The 16174-nt window shown below is 43.9% G+C and carries 13 protein-coding genes; 7 read left to right on the top strand and 6 right to left on the bottom strand.

Annotated elements, in window-relative coordinates; genetic code table 11:
* The first annotated feature begins 144 nt into the window (after window positions 1-144).
* The 4 genes from EDI28_RS03185 (at window position 145) to EDI28_RS03170 (ending at window position 1348) form a co-directional block, all read left to right on the top strand.
* Window positions 145-552 (top strand): RebB family R body protein, encoded by a 408-nt coding sequence (locus tag EDI28_RS03185; protein ID WP_128782376.1) that lies wholly within the window; start codon window positions 145-147, stop codon window positions 550-552.
* Complete coding sequence (locus EDI28_RS03180) at window positions 549-794, top strand: hypothetical protein (protein WP_128782375.1); 246 nt, start codon at window positions 549-551, stop codon at window positions 792-794. Before EDI28_RS03185 ends, EDI28_RS03180 begins: the two co-directional genes overlap by 4 nt.
* 104 nt (window positions 795-898) lie before the next feature.
* A complete protein-coding gene (locus tag EDI28_RS03175; protein WP_233353257.1) occupies window positions 899-1069 on the top strand; it encodes a RebB family R body protein in 171 nt (56 codons plus the stop codon).
* A gap of 12 nt (window positions 1070-1081) precedes the next feature.
* Window positions 1082-1348, top strand: coding sequence for a RebB family R body protein (locus tag EDI28_RS03170; protein ID WP_128782374.1), 267 nt, complete (start codon window positions 1082-1084; stop codon window positions 1346-1348).
* Between the two features lie 16 nt (window positions 1349-1364).
* Here the strand turns inward: EDI28_RS03170 and EDI28_RS03165 are convergent, their stop codons facing one another.
* The 3 genes from EDI28_RS03165 to EDI28_RS03155 all read right to left on the bottom strand — a co-directional run bounded on the left by EDI28_RS03165 (window position 1365) and on the right by EDI28_RS03155 (window position 4227).
* Window positions 1365-2384 carry a hypothetical protein gene (locus EDI28_RS03165; protein ID WP_128782373.1) on the bottom strand — a complete coding sequence of 340 codons (1020 nt, stop codon included), beginning with the start codon at window positions 2382-2384 and terminating at the stop codon, window positions 1365-1367.
* Window positions 2385-2481: 97 nt separating this feature from the next.
* Complete coding sequence (locus tag EDI28_RS03160; RefSeq protein WP_128782372.1) at window positions 2482-3312, bottom strand: lamin tail domain-containing protein; 831 nt, start codon at window positions 3310-3312, stop codon at window positions 2482-2484.
* Between the two features lie 21 nt (window positions 3313-3333).
* A complete protein-coding gene (locus EDI28_RS03155; RefSeq protein ID WP_128782371.1) occupies window positions 3334-4227 on the bottom strand; it encodes an N-acetylmuramidase family protein in 894 nt (297 codons plus the stop codon).
* A gap of 538 nt (window positions 4228-4765) precedes the next feature.
* Between EDI28_RS03155 and EDI28_RS03150 the strand changes: the two genes are divergently transcribed.
* Window positions 4766-5854 carry an efflux RND transporter periplasmic adaptor subunit gene (locus EDI28_RS03150; protein ID WP_128782370.1) on the top strand — a complete coding sequence of 363 codons (1089 nt, stop codon included), beginning with the start codon at window positions 4766-4768 and terminating at the stop codon, window positions 5852-5854.
* The gene (locus EDI28_RS03145; RefSeq protein ID WP_128782369.1) at window positions 5854-9015 is read left to right on the top strand and encodes an efflux RND transporter permease subunit; all 3162 of its coding nucleotides are present in this window, start codon (window positions 5854-5856) and stop codon (window positions 9013-9015) included. The genes EDI28_RS03150 and EDI28_RS03145 overlap by 1 nt, the downstream gene beginning before the upstream one ends.
* A gap of 258 nt (window positions 9016-9273) precedes the next feature.
* Here EDI28_RS03145 and EDI28_RS03140 read toward each other — a convergent pair whose 3' ends face one another.
* Window positions 9274-10137 (bottom strand): GNAT family N-acetyltransferase, encoded by an 864-nt coding sequence (locus EDI28_RS03140; protein ID WP_128782368.1) that lies wholly within the window; start codon window positions 10135-10137, stop codon window positions 9274-9276.
* Window positions 10138-10632: 495 nt separating this feature from the next.
* Between EDI28_RS03140 and EDI28_RS03135 the strand changes: the two genes are divergently transcribed.
* Window positions 10633-11121: a L,D-transpeptidase family protein gene (locus tag EDI28_RS03135; RefSeq protein ID WP_128782367.1), complete on the top strand. Its 489-nt coding sequence runs from the start codon at window positions 10633-10635 to the stop codon at window positions 11119-11121.
* 78 nt (window positions 11122-11199) lie between these two features.
* On the opposite strand, the gene EDI28_RS03130 is transcribed toward EDI28_RS03135, so the two are convergent.
* Both EDI28_RS03130 and EDI28_RS03125 read right to left on the bottom strand, forming a co-directional pair.
* Window positions 11200-13950, bottom strand: a complete 2751-nt coding sequence (locus EDI28_RS03130) for an EAL domain-containing protein (protein ID WP_128782366.1) — start codon at window positions 13948-13950, stop codon at window positions 11200-11202.
* Window positions 13951-14087: 137 nt separating this feature from the next.
* Window positions 14088-16052, bottom strand: a complete 1965-nt coding sequence (locus tag EDI28_RS03125) for a GGDEF domain-containing protein (RefSeq protein WP_128782365.1) — start codon at window positions 16050-16052, stop codon at window positions 14088-14090.
* Window positions 16053-16174: the final 122 nt, after the last annotated feature.

Genomic DNA, 16174 nt, shown 5'->3' with positions numbered 1-16174 from the left:
TATGTCCATAACACCAACTATTATCCAAAATAAACCCATTCATCATTTCAACGGCAATAAAGCGTAATTACTCCGATTCGAAACCCTAGGCATCCTTTAAGCTGGATATATTCTTGTTATTAACCCAACGTAAAGGTATCCAATATGAGTACAGATCAACGTAACACCATCGAAAATGAGGGGCCTCTAACCACACAGCAGGCCTTCTCTTCCCAACCGACAGAGTTAGTTGAAACGACATTTGCTGAAACCATCGGCTTGTCAATGCACAATGCCGTCGCCAACCAACAGCAGTCACAAATGACAACAGCAGCATCAGTCACCAATGCCTGTGCACGTCTTTTGCAATCCCAAGCCCAGCCTTCAGCTTCCAATATTAAAGATGTCGCGCCTCCTAGCATTACAGATGTTCCATCGCCTCTTGCAAACCGTGACATTGAACCAATCTACGTCGAACCACAGAACGGCCAAAGCGTCCCTAGCAACAAGAAAAGAAAGTTAAATATCTTCAACTTTTTACGACGGAATAGCGACGGAGAGAAGAACGAATGAACAAACTTGACGATGTGGCGGCTCAGTCACGCGATCAACTCGCATACATCGAAAAATTCACACAGGACAAGCAGCTTGAGGTCGCTTCTATATTTGAGCAAAACCAACAACAGCTAAACAACCTTGAGCCTTTTCAAAAAGCCAGCGAAATTGAAAACCAAGTGAGCGAGATGATGGATTCCGTCAGTAAGGAGCTTGCTAGCGCGATGAAAGCCATCAACCAGCAGATCTCCGATCTATAACCCTTCCGATTGATAAAGGAGCACCAAATAGACAATCTTTTTCTGCAATGGAGCAAGTGAGCAAATAAAGTGCTGGCACTCACTCTGTATACAAGGAGGCAAGCGTGGAAGAAAATACTGCTATCACCGAAATAATTAACCAACTTAGCGAAGCCGCTATGGCCGATTCCGTCGGATTGCTTATGCAAAACGCTGTCGCAATACAGCACGGGATGCAAGCTGTCAGTAACGGATCTACATCCTGCTCGCTGATCTTACGCCACTCTGGTGGCTAAGTAATCATTGTTATGGTCAGTGATGCCGCAACCAATAAAGCAAGACAATCGGTCGCTCAATCTACTGCCATTGCAGTTCAAGATGCGACCGATAACCTTCGCAACCTCAATACAATCAGCACAACGGCTATAGGCGTTGCCTTATCACAGCTGCTGGCTACCGGTGATCCTAAATACCTGGAAGTTATAGAGCAAGCACAACAGATTATGGCAAAAGGCACCGACAATTTCGCAACGCTCGGTGAGAAAGCAGCCATGGTAGCCAAGCAATTTGAATAATCAAACGAGCAAGCCGCTATTGTGAAGGATTAGTCCCGGATCGTTCCCCTTTAGGTAGGGAGCGCTTAACGCTATCAATAATGCGATCTAGCAAGGCAAAAAGCAGTTCGATGCTATAACCGGCAACAAAGGCAATCGCCATTGGAGATAGGGTTATCACTTCCATTGCGGCATCTGGTTTAAACAGCCAGCCTGTGATCATGCCCGCAAGAGATCCTAGCGTCAGCCGTAAACGAAACCCTACTTCTCGAGCGTTTGTGTAGGTCAACGATTTGATTTGTTGTAACAGATTACGTAAAACAAAAATAAAAGCCCCTAAAAGGCCATATAACAAAGGAAGCAAGTAGTTTTGCAGCATAGTCAGCACCGCTTCGGCAGCTAAGACATGGGCAAAAAAAGCGATTCGAAACTGGTGAAGTTTTTGTTCCGGCAAATCAATTGATAGTGTTCCACCCAAAGACCATATTCGATTCCACTGTTGTAATAGCCGATAGTTCGCATCCAGCCTTTGGTCAATCTGCTCAAACTCTAGTTGTTTCTTCCTCTCGCTCGTATCAGTAGCCTGCTCCAAGGCCAATTGAGCCTGGGTCCTTGCTTCAAATGCCGTGGTTAGGTTGTGTTTAATATCATGCCCAAATAAATAATACACCTGGAACAACAGTAAAAAAATTAGAGTGGCAACAGTATACCGCCGATACCACGCAACAACTTTTTCTGCCTGAGTTTTGTTGCACTTTGTTTGGTCTGCTCTAGGAACAACCGCTTTGATGCTTTCAACCGTGACAGGATAAACATGAGTCGCCAGACAATCGAAACTAACAAGAAGGGCTACCTCATCCTCAACAGACCAATCTCCCCGAGCTATTTTATCCTGAGCATCAATGATGATTTGAGCAGCGTCGGAATCTAACCTTTGATGACCATGGCGAGCAACGAAGTGCAATAAGCGTTGACCATCTTCGACAATCTGCAGAACCTCTTGAGTCGCAACAACCTTCTGGTGGCTACTATGTTGTGGATCCTTTAGACGTTTCATTCTCACAATCAAAATACCATCACAATAGAAAAAGGGGGAAATCCCCCCTATAAACACATTGAATTACCGACTAATAATTGTGACTCAAAGCCACGATTCATCGCTGCGGCTCAAAGCCGTAATGGTATTCCGATACTATCATCTGCAGGTGATCAAGTAGGTTTCCTCCCCCACCCGTGTTGTTCCATATCGCACGCTTGCAGTTAAAACTTAGCTCATTGGCATTGAGATCCTGCTTATTGGTATATATTCGAAGCTTACCGTTAGGCTCAATATAAGTACCAACATCAAAAGTAAAACTGTTTCCACTTGAGGCGTTAATCTGCCAACCGCTGAGATCGACACGATGTTTACTGAAATTTGTAAGTTCGATATATTCGTCGCCTTCGGATCTCTCCTGCTCACCATCAACATTAATATACGAAATATCAACATACTGGTGCGCCTTGTTTCCATAACACCAGGAACTTACGAGCTCCATATTGTGATCATAAAGCAAAGCCTCATCACCACGATTATTCCAAATTGGCCTCTCACTACCGAAATAGTAGCTGCCTCTCTGAGCGGTGTAGATCCGTATCATCGATAGAGGCTGGATCAACGAACCAGCAGGAAAAACAAGGCGCTGATCTGGCGAACCCGCTTCTAATGTCCAGCCGCTAATATCCAAGATGGCAGGCCCTTTATTAAATAATTCAATAAACTCGTCATTAAGCTGATCATCACCTGCATAATTAAGAGCAGAAATTGTCATTTGTAACGGAGCAAAAAGATTAAAGCTCTTTTCCCATATTTCGGACAATCCCAAACCTCGATCCGCCGCATCTCCTTTGAACAAGTAGTTTTCCAGAGTTGCTCTCAGCTCATACAAATTCGCCTGCGTGCCTGCGTCTGCGATTTTTTCCCTGATCATATGTATATTTTCCATGTCATTTCTCCATCATCGTAATTAAGCAATCGAGTGTTTCTCATAGGCTTGTCGCAATTTTTCATCATAGTGATTGGTTTGATATGAAGGGCCGTTGTAATGCCTGGCAAAAGCTTCCCATTGATGGTTTTGAATTGCTGATAACAAGTGTCGATCTGACTTGATGAAGTATACAAATGCGATCAGGTGATTGCGTTCTGACTCAAACATCGCTTGAACATAGCTCTCTACATCGAGGTATCCTGCACTTTTATGGTTGAAGCCCATAATTTGATAGCGCCCCCACGAGGCAGACTTCAATGCCGCCGTTCTATCAAGCTGTATTGCTTGTTTTAGACGAGGATATTCCGCCTCGCCGCCCTTATATAGACTGCGATTCCACTTGCGTGATGAAATAGCAGGTTGACTGCTATCGTATTGGTGATCAGTAAATTTGGAAAACTGATGGGCTTCAAATAAAATACACGGCAACCCATCAGGCAAGAACCCCTTCCCCGCCGACTCTACGTCCGATACCGCTTTAATGGCTGCAATATCACAACTTAGCAACTCGGCTGCATGTTGATAATCGCTTTCTGCCAAACCAACCTGAGGCTCAACCTTCGAAGGAAAAAACCATTCAGCTTTATTATCACTCCCCTGAAGAAGTTCATTAATCGCCTTATGGGTACTTTCCCAGCAATCGACACGCCCATCCGGCCTTGAAAACCCCATGATTTTACGTTGAAAACTACAGATAGCCTTCACCGTATTCGAGTTCGACGGAACCTGACCAAGAGAACCATCAACACTCAGCAATTCACTCAAGCCAATGTGATTTTTCAGGCAGTTCAACGCCTGCTGGATTGCACGAATATCTTCCTGTTTATTGACGCCACCGTCGCCGACAGAGGCTGAAAGTGCTAATTGTTTCATCCTTCACTCCATATTCTTGTCTTTATGTTGATGGGTTAATTACCAATTTAATCAGTAAAAGCACCGCGTATTACCATCAACACAGAATAGAAAGTTAGCCAGGAAAAAACTCATTCCTATCAACTTAATATACAGGCAGATAGATGAACAAAAATCTGAGCACTTCCCCTATACATTCAGGTTATATTTACTGAAGTAAATTAAGATCAATGCCGCAACTAATAGAACAATCAATAAGAGGTGAGTATATTAGGTTTTTATATAACCTGAACGAATGGAGCAAGTTGGATGAAAAAAATTTGAACCCTGCTGGAGTTTCAGAAAAATCATTAAGTCTAAAATGCTTATATTCTAATAATAAGAAACCTAAACCAAATACATGTTCATACTGTTAATTTATCAATCGTGAACAGTTACACATCAACGATTATACAACGATGATAAAATAACCAACAACAATACAGCTACTGAGCAAATATTACGGCAGTTAATATTCAACGTTACTATTGCCTCACTCGCCATACAAGGATTGCGATACATGATTTCAGTTCGCCGGTTTCTTTCTCAAAAACCTTGGATCATCTCGGTTGCCATACTACTGTCTATTGGATTATGGCTGCTCAGTGGTGCATCAGATAGCGAAAATGCACTCCAGCATGAGGAGGAACAACAATCAGCGCCGCTTGCCAAGGTGATTGTAACCAACTTTAAATCACAGCCTACACACCGCTCCGTATCACTATACGGACGAACGGCCCCGGATAGACAGGCAAACTTAGGCGCAGAGGTATCGGGAACCGTGGACAAGCTCCTTGTTCGTAAAGGGCAGCGTGTCACTGAAGGCCAAGCTTTAATCCGACTCAACAAAGCTGACCGAGAACTGCAACTTAAACGCGCCGAGGCATTATTGCGAGTCCGTGACAAAGAACATAAAGCGGCCAAATCTCTTCGAGAGCGTGGTTTGCAGGGTGAAGTCGCATTAAGCCAGGCAGAAGCGGCGCTGATCGAAGCCAAAGCATCAGTCAGGAACCTGGAGCTGGCACTGGAAAATACCCTTATCAATGCCCCTTTCGATGGGATTGTCGAAACACTGCACGTTGAGAAAGGGGACTACCTGGGTATTGGAGATCCAGTTGCGACAGTTGTGGACCTTGATCCACTAGTGATCAATGCCGATGCCAGTGAGCGCCACATACAGAAAATCCATACCGGACAGAAAGCACATATTACCCTACTAAATGGCTTTAGTACCGATGGTAAAATCAGATATCAGGCAAGCGTTGCCTCTGCACAGACCAATACCTTCGCAATCGAAGTCGAAATCCCGAACCCAGGTATGAAAATGACGGCCGGGATCAGTGCTGACGTCGAGTTAAGTCTTGATAAACAATCGGCTATCAAGGTCACACCTTCGATGCTTGCTCTGGATGAATCAGGAAACTTGGGAATTAAAACCCTTGGTAATAATGATCGTGTTGCTTTCGTCCCAATCGCTATTGTCAAGGTAGAGCCCGACGGTATATGGCTTAGCGGTGTGGGTGATCAGGTTGATGTCATTACTGTCGGTCAAGGTTTTGTGCGTGAGGGAGATAAAGTCATTCCTGTACACCAAACGGAGAATGAGTAATGTTCGCTATTATCAATGCGGCATTAAGTCGCTCCCGGACCATGATCACCTTGTTAATACTCCTCTTGATCGCTGGTGCCATCATGTATCAGGTAGTACCTAAAGAATCTAATCCTGATGTCACTATTCCGATTATCTATACATCTGTTTCGCATGAAGGTATCAGCCCCGAAGACTCAGAGCGTTTGCTAGTTCGTCCTCTCGAAAAAGAACTGCGTTCAATAGAAGGCATCAAAGAAATGAAAGCAACTGCCGCGGAAGGCTATGCCTCTGTGGTACTTGAGTTCACTGTCGGCGTTGATCTCAAAGAAGCGCTGGCTGACGTTCGTGAAGCTGTCGATATAGCCAAAACAAAACTGCCTGCTGATAGTGACGAACCAATCGTAAAAGAGGTCACCATTGCAAGTTTTGACCCTGTTCTATCGATGGTACTTTACGGCACAGTTCCTGAAAGAACAGTGGTGCAAATTGCCAAACAACTTCAGGACAAGCTCGAGAGCTACCGACAAGTACTCGAAGTTGATATTGCCGGGGATAGGGAAGATGTCGTCGAGGTTGTCGTCGAACCCCTGCTGATGGAGAGCTATGGCCTCGATCAAAACGATGTATTCAATCTTGTTTCCCGCAACAACCGTGTAGTTGCTGCCGGGTTTATTGACAGTGGATACGGCCGTTTTTCAGTAAAAGTACCCTCGGTTTTTGACTCGCTGAAAGACATTCTCGAACTACCTATCAAAGTAGACGGAAACAAGGTCATTACCTTTGGTGATATTGCGACGGTACGTCGCTCGTTTCGTGATCCCAACAGTTTTGCCCGCCTCAACGGCCAGCCCGCAGTTGTCCTGGATGTAAAAAAACGAAGCGGTGAAAATATCATCGAGACCGTTGAGATCGTAAAAACGGTGGTAAAAGAAGCGCAGCAGATGGCAATGTGGCCTGACAACCTACTGGTTGAGTACACGCTAGACCAGTCGAAAGAAGTCAAAAGCAACCTCGTAGACCTGCAAAACAACATCTTATCGGCGATTATCTTGGTGGTGGTGGTTATACTGGCAATACTTGGCTCCCGTACCGCCTTTCTAGTCGGAATATCGATTCCCGGGTCTTTTTTGACCGGTTTGCTCATACTCGCCATCAGCGGGCTTACCGTTAATATTATTGTCCTGTTTGGTCTGATCATGGCGGTGGGGATGCTTGTTGACGGCGCCATTGTGGTCACCGAGTATGCCGATCGCCGGATGCAAGAAGGAATTCACCGCAAGCAAGCATATCAGGAAGCCGCAAAGCGAATGGCATGGCCTATCACGGCATCTACAGCAACAACATTGGCAGCCTTCGCACCAATGTTATTCTGGCCAGATATCACTGGTGAGTTTATGCGCTACCTACCTCTGACCCTGATCGCCACGCTAAGTGCCTCCTTGATTATGGCGCTGTTATTTGTACCGGTTTTAGGTAGTGTCATTGGCAAACCTCAACAGGCCAACAAGGAAGAACATCAGCGTAAATTGGCACTTGAAAGAGGACAGTTCGACCAGGCCAAAGGGCTTACTCGGTTATACCTTAATAGCCTTGCCATCGCTATTCACCATCCTCTGAAAATTCTTGTTGGTGCCCTACTGTTCGCTGCCCTGGTTGCTTTTGGCTATGCAAAAGCCGGGTTGGGCGTTGTTTTCTTCCCAGAAGTTGACCCTTCCCACTTTTCGTTAAAAGTCCGCTCACACGGTGATCTGTCTATCTATGAAAAAGATAAGCTGATGCGAGATATAGAAACGAGGATCATCGGAACAGAAGGGATCAGCAGTGTTTACACCCGTACTGGCGGTGATGACCAAATAGGCTATATCCAGCTTAATCCGCTAGACTGGCAATATCGCGCCCCTATCAAAGATATCATTGCTGAACTACGCACAAAGACACACGACTTGGCCGGTGTCGAACTGGAGTTCAAGTTTCCGGAAGCGGGTCCTCCGAATGACCACGACCTTATCATCGAGGTAGCCGGCACAAGTAATGATGAAATGTCTAACGCAATCCAGCAAATTCGCCACTGGGTTGAGTCTCAGGCTGCCTTTACCAATATTTCAGACTCAGGCAACAAGCCTGGGATCGACTGGGAAATCAACATTAGTCGCGATGATGCGGCCCGATATGGCGGTGATGCGACACTAGTTGGCAATACCGTCCAGTTCGTGACAAATGGACTCAAAATTGGCGAATATTTACCCGATGATACCGACGAAGAAGTCGACATTCTTGTCCGCTACCCTCAAAACAAACGGGACATCGGACGCTTTGACGAACTCAGAATCAAAACCCAGTATGGGTTAATACCGATTACCAACTTTTCCAGTATCGCCCCAGCTCCCAAGCAACACACGATCAGCCGTATTGATGGAAAACGAGTACTAGAAGTCATGGCTGATGTGGCTCCCGGCTACAACCTAAGTCTTGAGCTTCCCAACGTTCAGGCAGCTATAGATAGCATGACGATGGCTGATTCCGTCAATGTTAGACTTCGCGGACAAAACGAAGAACAAGATAATTCTTCCCGCTTTCTCCAGTCGGCATTTATTGTTGCACTGGCTGTAATGGGACTGATCCTCGTGACTCAGTTCAATAGCTTCTATCAAGCCTTATTGATACTAAGTGCCGTACTCTTTTCTACAGTCGGCGTCTTCTTGGGTCTACTTCTATTCCAGCGGCCATTTGGCATCATTATGTCGGGAATTGGTGTCATCGCCCTTGCTGGCATTGTGGTGAATAACAACATTGTATTAATCGATACCTATAACCAATTACGGCAAAAAGGCTACGAAAAAACGGTAGCGATTATGCATACCGGCTCCCAGAGGTTACGTCCCGTTATGTTAACGACAATCACTACAGTATTGGGGTTAATGCCTATGGTACTGGAGATGAACATTGATCTTATCAGTAGAAAAGTCGAGTTTGGTGCACCAAGCACCCAATGGTGGTCACAGCTTGCAACAGCAGTTGCCGGCGGCCTTACCTTTGCTACCTTATTGACTCTTATTCTGACACCTTGCCTGCTTATGCTAGGGCGCGATCAGCCCCCCAAAAAACAACAGAAAGCGACTTTCAAGCCAGTAGATAATCTTGAAATTTTGGAAGAAAGTACGATGAAAGAAGAAGTCTAGTCATTTTTCAGCTCTTTTTTCACCATCAAGCACCTTGTCACAGTTAGGTGCTTGATAATTACGGGCTAGAGGTTAGCCAATGTTCAATACCCAACGGAGCAGTAACGAAACCAACGTTTAAAGCATGGATTGACCATCAGTGGTAACCCTCACCTTCATTTAGCATGCAGCGGAAAACCCAATACGAGTATGCCGTATAGGCAATAATGATATACATCCATGGATAGAGTTGAGCTGAAACACATAATAAAAGTACAGCTAAGCAATACCTTCGACAAAAATAATCGGGTCCTGGTAGCTAATCGTCACCCCTTCGTCCATTAACTCCTCAATGACATCGTCGTTCATTTCTACAAATGCCTCGCTTAAAATATCACAGATCGCCTCGCCCCCGGGAGTCAATGCCAACGCTGAAAACCAAGGTTTAAGCCTTATATTTGCCTCTAGCAGCAGGTGGTGGAGCTGAGTCATATCTACACGAGCTATATTAACAATACTATTGGCCAAGCATGTCGCGATCCCCATACCACGGAAATCAGGCGCCACATACACAGTATGGAGAGAGAGTTCATAGCAAAGCTCCGACAGATGAAACGGAAAACGATGATCTTCGATATAGCGGCTAAAATATGCTGTGGCAATCAGCTCATCATGGCAATACACCAATAAAGCAACATCATTATCCGAGTGTTGATGGCGAGTAAACGGAGCCTCCAATACACTGGACTTCATTGCAAGATCCGTCGTAATGCTAACCTGTCCGTTTAGTGATTGGATTTCATAGCAGGCCTCCGACAGCGGCTTTAACACCATCACACCATCCGTTATTGCCAGAGGTTCAATTGCCCCCTCAAGCGTTAAAGTGGATAGCGGTGATAACTTCACTTGCTCATAAAGGATTCGAGCAAGATGGCCTGTCGCTATCAGACTCCCTGAATCATCGACTCGAAAGATATCTTCGCAATTACAATCAGCTTGTGTATCAACAATGTACGCTTTCTTTTTAGTATTCAGCGGCTGCCTCAAAGCAAATTCAACCACCTCTTGCCAGCAGCTGTAAGATTGAGTCAATTTGAACGATGTGTCTTCTTGACGATAAATTTGGTAGCGATTATGTAGCATGAATTAGAACCTTGCCAATAAAAAAGCAATCACTTGGTTGCGTATATAATATCAAACTTACTCAAATTCAGTGTAAGCGAGTATCTAAACTTGTGACGAATGAATTATTCGGTAAGACAGATGTTCTGGCTTATTGCCTATTTGTCGTCAAAATGACGTCAACATTTTGACGACAAAAAAGTGACGAAATAAAACACATTTGTAGGCAAAATAATTAATATATTCATTTCAATACATTGAAATTAAAACACTGAATTTGGGATCAACATCACCTCATAAAAAGCACAATCAAGGTTGATAATTAATATTGTATTGACTAAAGTCAGCCATGTCAGAGCAATGTCAAAAACGATAAAAACATATGCAAAGCTAATTCAATTTCACTCGTAATAATGGCGGCAAGGATGCTTATGAAGTAATGAAACATATCTCTTATTCGTTATTTAAGACTTCAATTAATTTACTCAATAAATATATAACAATATTAAGCAGTTAATGAAAACTTTACTTTTTATATTATTAGTTATCGCATCTCAGAGTGTGATGGCATTCAGTGATAGACCTACCGCCGACCTTGTTCTGGTAAAAAAGTCTGAAAGAAAGATGTTCCTTATTAAGAATAATACTGTGTTCCGAGAATATAGTATCAGTTTGGGTAAGCAACCTGTTGGACATAAACAACAAAGAGGAGACTACCGGACTCCTGAAGGATTATATACAGTTGATTTTAGAAATAGAAAAAGTCGATATCACTTAAGTTTGCATATCAACTATCCCAACCAGCAAGACAAACTCAGAGCACAGCAGCAAGGTGTTGATCCTGGTGGTGATATTTTTATACATGGCCTGCCAAACGGAAAAAATTTGCCTCTCGTATATAAAGGTGTCGATTGGACCCGCGGTTGTATTGCCGTCAACAACCCACAAATTAGAGAAATAGCCCAATATGTATCAGATGGCACCCCAATACGGATTGCCCCATAAACGATACCGGTTATTGGATTAAAACAACAAGTTTACGTTTCTATTGCCCGTCTTACTGGATCACCAAATGGATGGGCTTTAACCTGTATATCCGACTAATGCAGCTTTCAGGCTCTCTTGATAAGACATTGGTGTATAAAAATAATACCCTTGAAGCTCTTCAACATTTAGTGCCTGCAAGGCGAGTTTTTGCTGTTCAGTTTCAACGCCTTCGGCAACCATTTTGAGCCCCAATGCTTTAGACATACTAACAACACTACTGATCAGTATCTCCCCCTGATAATCGACACCAATACGCTTAACAAAGCTCTGATCTAACTTCACCACATCCAACGGAAACTCACACAAAGAATTCAAAGCAGAATAACCGGTTCCAAAGTCATCCAGTGCCAACTTAACTCCCATATTCTTTATTACCTGCATGCGGTGAATAACCTGTTTTGTAGAACCGATCAGCATACTCTCCGTAATTTCAATTGTCAGATTCTCTGGTTCAATCTGATGCCGAGTAAGTGCAGACTGAACTTGGGGAAGCAACTGGGAATGCGAAAAATGAGGACTAGACAAGTTCACATGTACGGATAGAGGCCCTAGCCCAACTTCCCGACGCTGACTATTTACTTGCGCCAAAAACTCACAAGACTTATCCAAAATCCTGTTCCCCAGTGCAATTATCAGCTCTCGTGATTCCGCCATTGGAATAAACTGGGCCGGAGACACTTCCCCCAATTCCGGATGATACCATCGAGCCAATGCCTCAAAGCCAGAAATTTCTTCCGTGGTACCACAAATAAGAGGCTGGAACTTTGGATAAATACTTCCATCACGGATAGCATTGGATATATCTCTCTGAATTAGGATATGTTTCTTTTGTTGTTCCGCTATACGGTCGGTAAACAACTGAATCCTTGACGTTTTCAATCCTGCACAATAAGTCGCATACTCTGCCGCATTCATCATCTTCTCAGCTGATAAGGCCTGCTTTGTTGTTAACACCAACCCCACAGAAACACTCAGGCGGACTTCGACACCTTCAACCAATATAGGTTTATCTAAAGCCTCAATTATCGCCTTGGCATAACGATAAGGAGTAAATCGGCTTCCTTCCGTTAATACGAATGCAAATTCACTATCCGCAACTCGCCCCAAGCTTCCTTTGCCCACGACACGCTTCAGCTCTCGAGCAATCGCCACCAGCACCTCATCAGCCATTTGATGACCAAATGCGCCTGCTACAATATTAAATCGTTCTATCCTGATGTAGAGCAGCGATGGCGAGGTAGATGTAAGATATTGTTTATCAGTCAGTTTATACTCTAGCAATTTAAACAGCGTTTGACGGTTCACGAGCCCCGTAACCGTATCGTACTTTTCCAGTTGCTTAATCAACCCTTCCTGCATTTTCTGCTGACTGACATCTTTAACGGACAACATCAGTGCCTCACCATTTTGCTGCTTAATTGGCGTCACTTCCAATTTACAGGCAACCCAGCTACCGTCTGCTGCTAACATGTCGGTATCAAAGTGCCTTTGCCCAGCTAAAACAGCCTTATACATGGCTTCGATCTTACAACTCTGTTCACCGGATTCCGGACAGAGATTCAAAAGAGGCTGGCCAATAAGTACCCTGCCCGACGGATAATGTAATATAGAGGCTAACGTATCATTTGCATCAACAATCTGGCCATCAAGCACAATGACTAAACCAAGATTGCTCGTGCTATACAGGGCTTCAAACTTTTGGGCTACATCATTGAGTGCAGAATCGGTATGGGATGACTTAGTCAGAATTTGGTTAATCACCTCACCCACCATCGAGAACTCATCGTTACCATCAACAACCATACGCGTGCTGTATTCATCTCGAACCAGTGCTTCTAGCCCTTTTTCCAAAGCAATAAAACGACTTCCCACTTTTCGTCGAAAAGCAAGCAATGTCAGGATCCCTGTAAAAATGGCTGCAACCAGCATAGCAACGGCCAACCAGCTAATAAGCTGATTCCCCTCCTGGAAAATAGTGCGTGCTCTACTGCTCTTCAAAATAGCCAACGGCTTGCCATTGAAATCATTCAGAACAACGCATGCAGCCAGGTCTTTCCCGTCATTCTCGATCTGGGTTAGCGGTATAGATTTACTCTCAATGCTGTCTTGAGGTGTTACTGCAACCAAAGTATTTTCTGCGGAAAGTACCTCACTATAGTAGCTAGGGAAAACAGCTGAGAGATAACGCCCCCATATTAGCCAACCGCCAACTGGGCTATCTGAAAGACTATTTCGAATTGGTGTGACGCTGACAATTAAGACTTTACCGGAGACCGAAATAAAACCGGACTGAGCCTGAACATCTGGGATTCGACCGCTAATAAGATCATTCAGGTACTCACCAGTGCCTTGCAAAGACAATATCTGCTCAATAACTTCTGTCTGTATGGATGAAGAGTGCCCTTGCGCTGTAGCCATCGAACTTTCGATAACCTCTCCTTCTCGATTCAGAAAGAGCATCATATCAAGGTCTAGATTCTTCAAACCATCATAGTAAAGGTTTCGATCTCGATAGGCTTCATCACCTTTAGTTACTAGGTAATAACTCTCGTCCCAGTTAGCCCAATCGTACGAACGCTCCCCCTGACTGTGAACGAGTATGTCGATGATGGCTCTAGCTTGGTGACTGTGCTTAAGAATTTGCTGTTGCTCAATATCATTGAGATTCATCAGAAAAAAATAGCGGGCACAAAACAAACATATAGCAGCAATAGCAAAAAGACCGGCTCCAAACAAAAGAGCTGTTCTTGTACTTAGCTTGGCAGGAGCAAGATTCTTTATTCTCATTATCCACTAACAGTCACAGTTTCATTCCATCAAAGAATATCAATTTACCCTTTGTAGAAGCAACAAATCATGAGTTTTACTAGCAGAAATATAGATTTTAAATCTACAATCGGGATCTGCAACCACAGCATTCAACTTTAGCATGTGACGAGTTTAAAACCATTTCTGCCTGCCGATTTAACACTGTACAGCGCTTTATCAGCGGCAACCAATATCGACTCCCATTCACTTTCCAGCTGTTGCGGAGACCGGATGAAAACCGCTCCCATTGACACTGTCACTGTTACCTCTCCGACATTGGTTAAAAAAGGAGTTTCGGCTATCGCCAAGCGTAAACACTCCAGCACGCTATCAGCCTCATACTCAGTAGTATTGAGAATCAACACAAACTCCTCGCCCCCCCAACGAACGTTCAGGTCTCCGTTGCATGATGCATTTTTCAGACGCTGAGCAAGCAAGATAAGCACCTGATCCCCCACATCGTGTCCCAGTTTGTCATTAATTGATTTGAAATGATCTATATCGAGCAACACAGCCAAAGTCGTTTTCAGTGCTGGTTGTGACGAGGCTGTTTTCAGCCACTTTTCTAGATAACGACGATTATAAAGACAGGTCAAGGGATCTTGCATTGATTGAGTGGCTAACTCAGCATTCGACAGCTCAAGTGCGACATTATTCCGGCTAATACTTGTGTATCGACGATAAAGAAAATACAAAATAAACAGAATAAATGCAGTACCAATCTTAAGCATATTTTCACTGGCCTCCTGCTCTGCTAACCGTGCTGATTTTAAGGAGTTTTCCGTTTTCAATAGAATAATTTCGTGCTCTTTTTCCTTTGCTTCAAACCGTTCTTGCAAATCAAACAGTTCTTTCCTGCGTACATCAAACAAGTATTCTTTGCCATCCACCGCATACTGTTTGTAATACTTCAGCGCCAGCTTGTAGTCTCCCGTTATCTCATAAATATCAGCAATAATGTTGCTAACATAGATGTAGCGTTTACGGTTTCCACGCTGCTCATAAGTATCCAATGCCAAAAAAGCATGCTCCAGAGCTTTATCCGTTTGATTTAGCTGTAAATAAGATTCAGCAAGACTTTCATTACAGTTCGCAATTCCCCGAGGTTCATTGAACGATTCAGCCAATCTTAAACATGCTAAAGAACTCTCGAGTGCCTTCTGCGGTTTATTATGGTCAAGCTGTGTCGCCGCTAAGTTCATCAACGCCGTCAGTTTTACTCTATAGGAACTGGTTTTGGCAGCCAGTACCATCGCCTCACGGATATGTGCTAAGCGTTTCTCAGGCCTCTCAAGGTACTTATCGATAACACTTGCATTGATATGGAGTATCGCCTCGGCAAATGGGTTTGAAAACGCCTGTTCATGATATAAATCAATCGCTTGATTGATGTAATGATCAGCCTTTGACCACTCTTCCATACGAATATAAACAGTTGATATATTTGATAATACGCGAGCGATTTGCAACTTGTCGCCACAACTAGAAAAAATCTCGTACGCGTTCTGATAACTTTGTAACCCCAGCTTGTAGTCTGAACGATCAATATAAATATTCCCTTGCCACTTTAGCGTCCGGGCCAACAACGAGTGATAACCTATCTCCCGAGCTAAGATCTCGACACGTGATAGCATTGATTCTGCCAACTCATAGTTGCGTTTATCTACCAACTCGGCGGCTTCGGCCAATACCGCCTCAGCAATCATCCATTTACTGTTGGTCTGCTCGCCAAGCTGTTTCAACTGACTGATATAACCCATTGCCTTAGCATCATTATCCCCTTCGGCTTGTTCAATGTTGTACTGAATCAACAGATACAAAGCCTGTCGAGCAGTTGAGTGGGCTGGGTTTACTTTTCTTGTCAGGGATAGCAGTCGCTTTTTTGCTTCATCGGGAGTAATTACAGACTGTATATACAAGTCTAACAACGGTTGATCGTTATCTGCCGCAATAGACTTCAAAAACTGAATGCATGGCTGGTAACTCGTTTGAGCAGCAACAGAACTGTATGGAAAAGTCACAGCAGTGACTAGTAGTAGTGCTCTCAAAAAACACATGATCAACTTGGGAGGTTTAGGCATAAAACTCTTTGCAGGTTAATAATCGTAGTGGGGCCCTGACGACATTCCATCGCGGCTATTAGTACCAGATATTATCTTACAAATACAATATCAATCGTATTTATTTATACGTCAATATTCAG

Origin of the sequence: Photobacterium chitinilyticum (assembly GCF_004104355.1) — a bacterium.
Lineage (GTDB): Bacteria > Pseudomonadota > Gammaproteobacteria > Enterobacterales > Vibrionaceae > Photobacterium > Photobacterium chitinilyticum.
Note: the sequence above shows the minus strand (reverse complement) of the source record. Positions and strands in the feature narration are given on the sequence as shown.

Excerpts from the sequence above, each read along its gene's own strand:
- EDI28_RS03185 (WP_128782376.1), top strand. The coding sequence starts at position 145 with ATGAGTACAGATCAACGTAACACCATCGAAAATGAGGGGCCTCTAACC.
- EDI28_RS03180 (WP_128782375.1), top strand. The coding sequence starts at position 549 with ATGAACAAACTTGACGATGTGGCGGCTCAGTCACGCGATCAACTCGCA.
- EDI28_RS03170 (WP_128782374.1), top strand. The coding sequence starts at position 1,082 with ATGGTCAGTGATGCCGCAACCAATAAAGCAAGACAATCGGTCGCTCAA.
- EDI28_RS03165 (WP_128782373.1), bottom strand. The coding sequence starts at position 2,384 with ATGAAACGTCTAAAGGATCCACAACATAGTAGCCACCAGAAGGTTGTT.
- EDI28_RS03160 (WP_128782372.1), bottom strand. The coding sequence starts at position 3,312 with ATGGAAAATATACATATGATCAGGGAAAAAATCGCAGACGCAGGCACG.
- EDI28_RS03155 (WP_128782371.1), bottom strand. The coding sequence starts at position 4,227 with ATGAAACAATTAGCACTTTCAGCCTCTGTCGGCGACGGTGGCGTCAAT.
- EDI28_RS03150 (WP_128782370.1), top strand. The coding sequence starts at position 4,766 with ATGATTTCAGTTCGCCGGTTTCTTTCTCAAAAACCTTGGATCATCTCG.
- EDI28_RS03145 (WP_128782369.1), top strand. The coding sequence starts at position 5,854 with ATGTTCGCTATTATCAATGCGGCATTAAGTCGCTCCCGGACCATGATC.
- EDI28_RS03140 (WP_128782368.1), bottom strand. The coding sequence starts at position 10,137 with ATGCTACATAATCGCTACCAAATTTATCGTCAAGAAGACACATCGTTC.
- EDI28_RS03135 (WP_128782367.1), top strand. The coding sequence starts at position 10,633 with ATGAAAACTTTACTTTTTATATTATTAGTTATCGCATCTCAGAGTGTG.
- EDI28_RS03130 (WP_128782366.1), bottom strand. The coding sequence starts at position 13,950 with ATGAGAATAAAGAATCTTGCTCCTGCCAAGCTAAGTACAAGAACAGCT.
- EDI28_RS03125 (WP_128782365.1), bottom strand. The coding sequence starts at position 16,052 with ATGCCTAAACCTCCCAAGTTGATCATGTGTTTTTTGAGAGCACTACTA.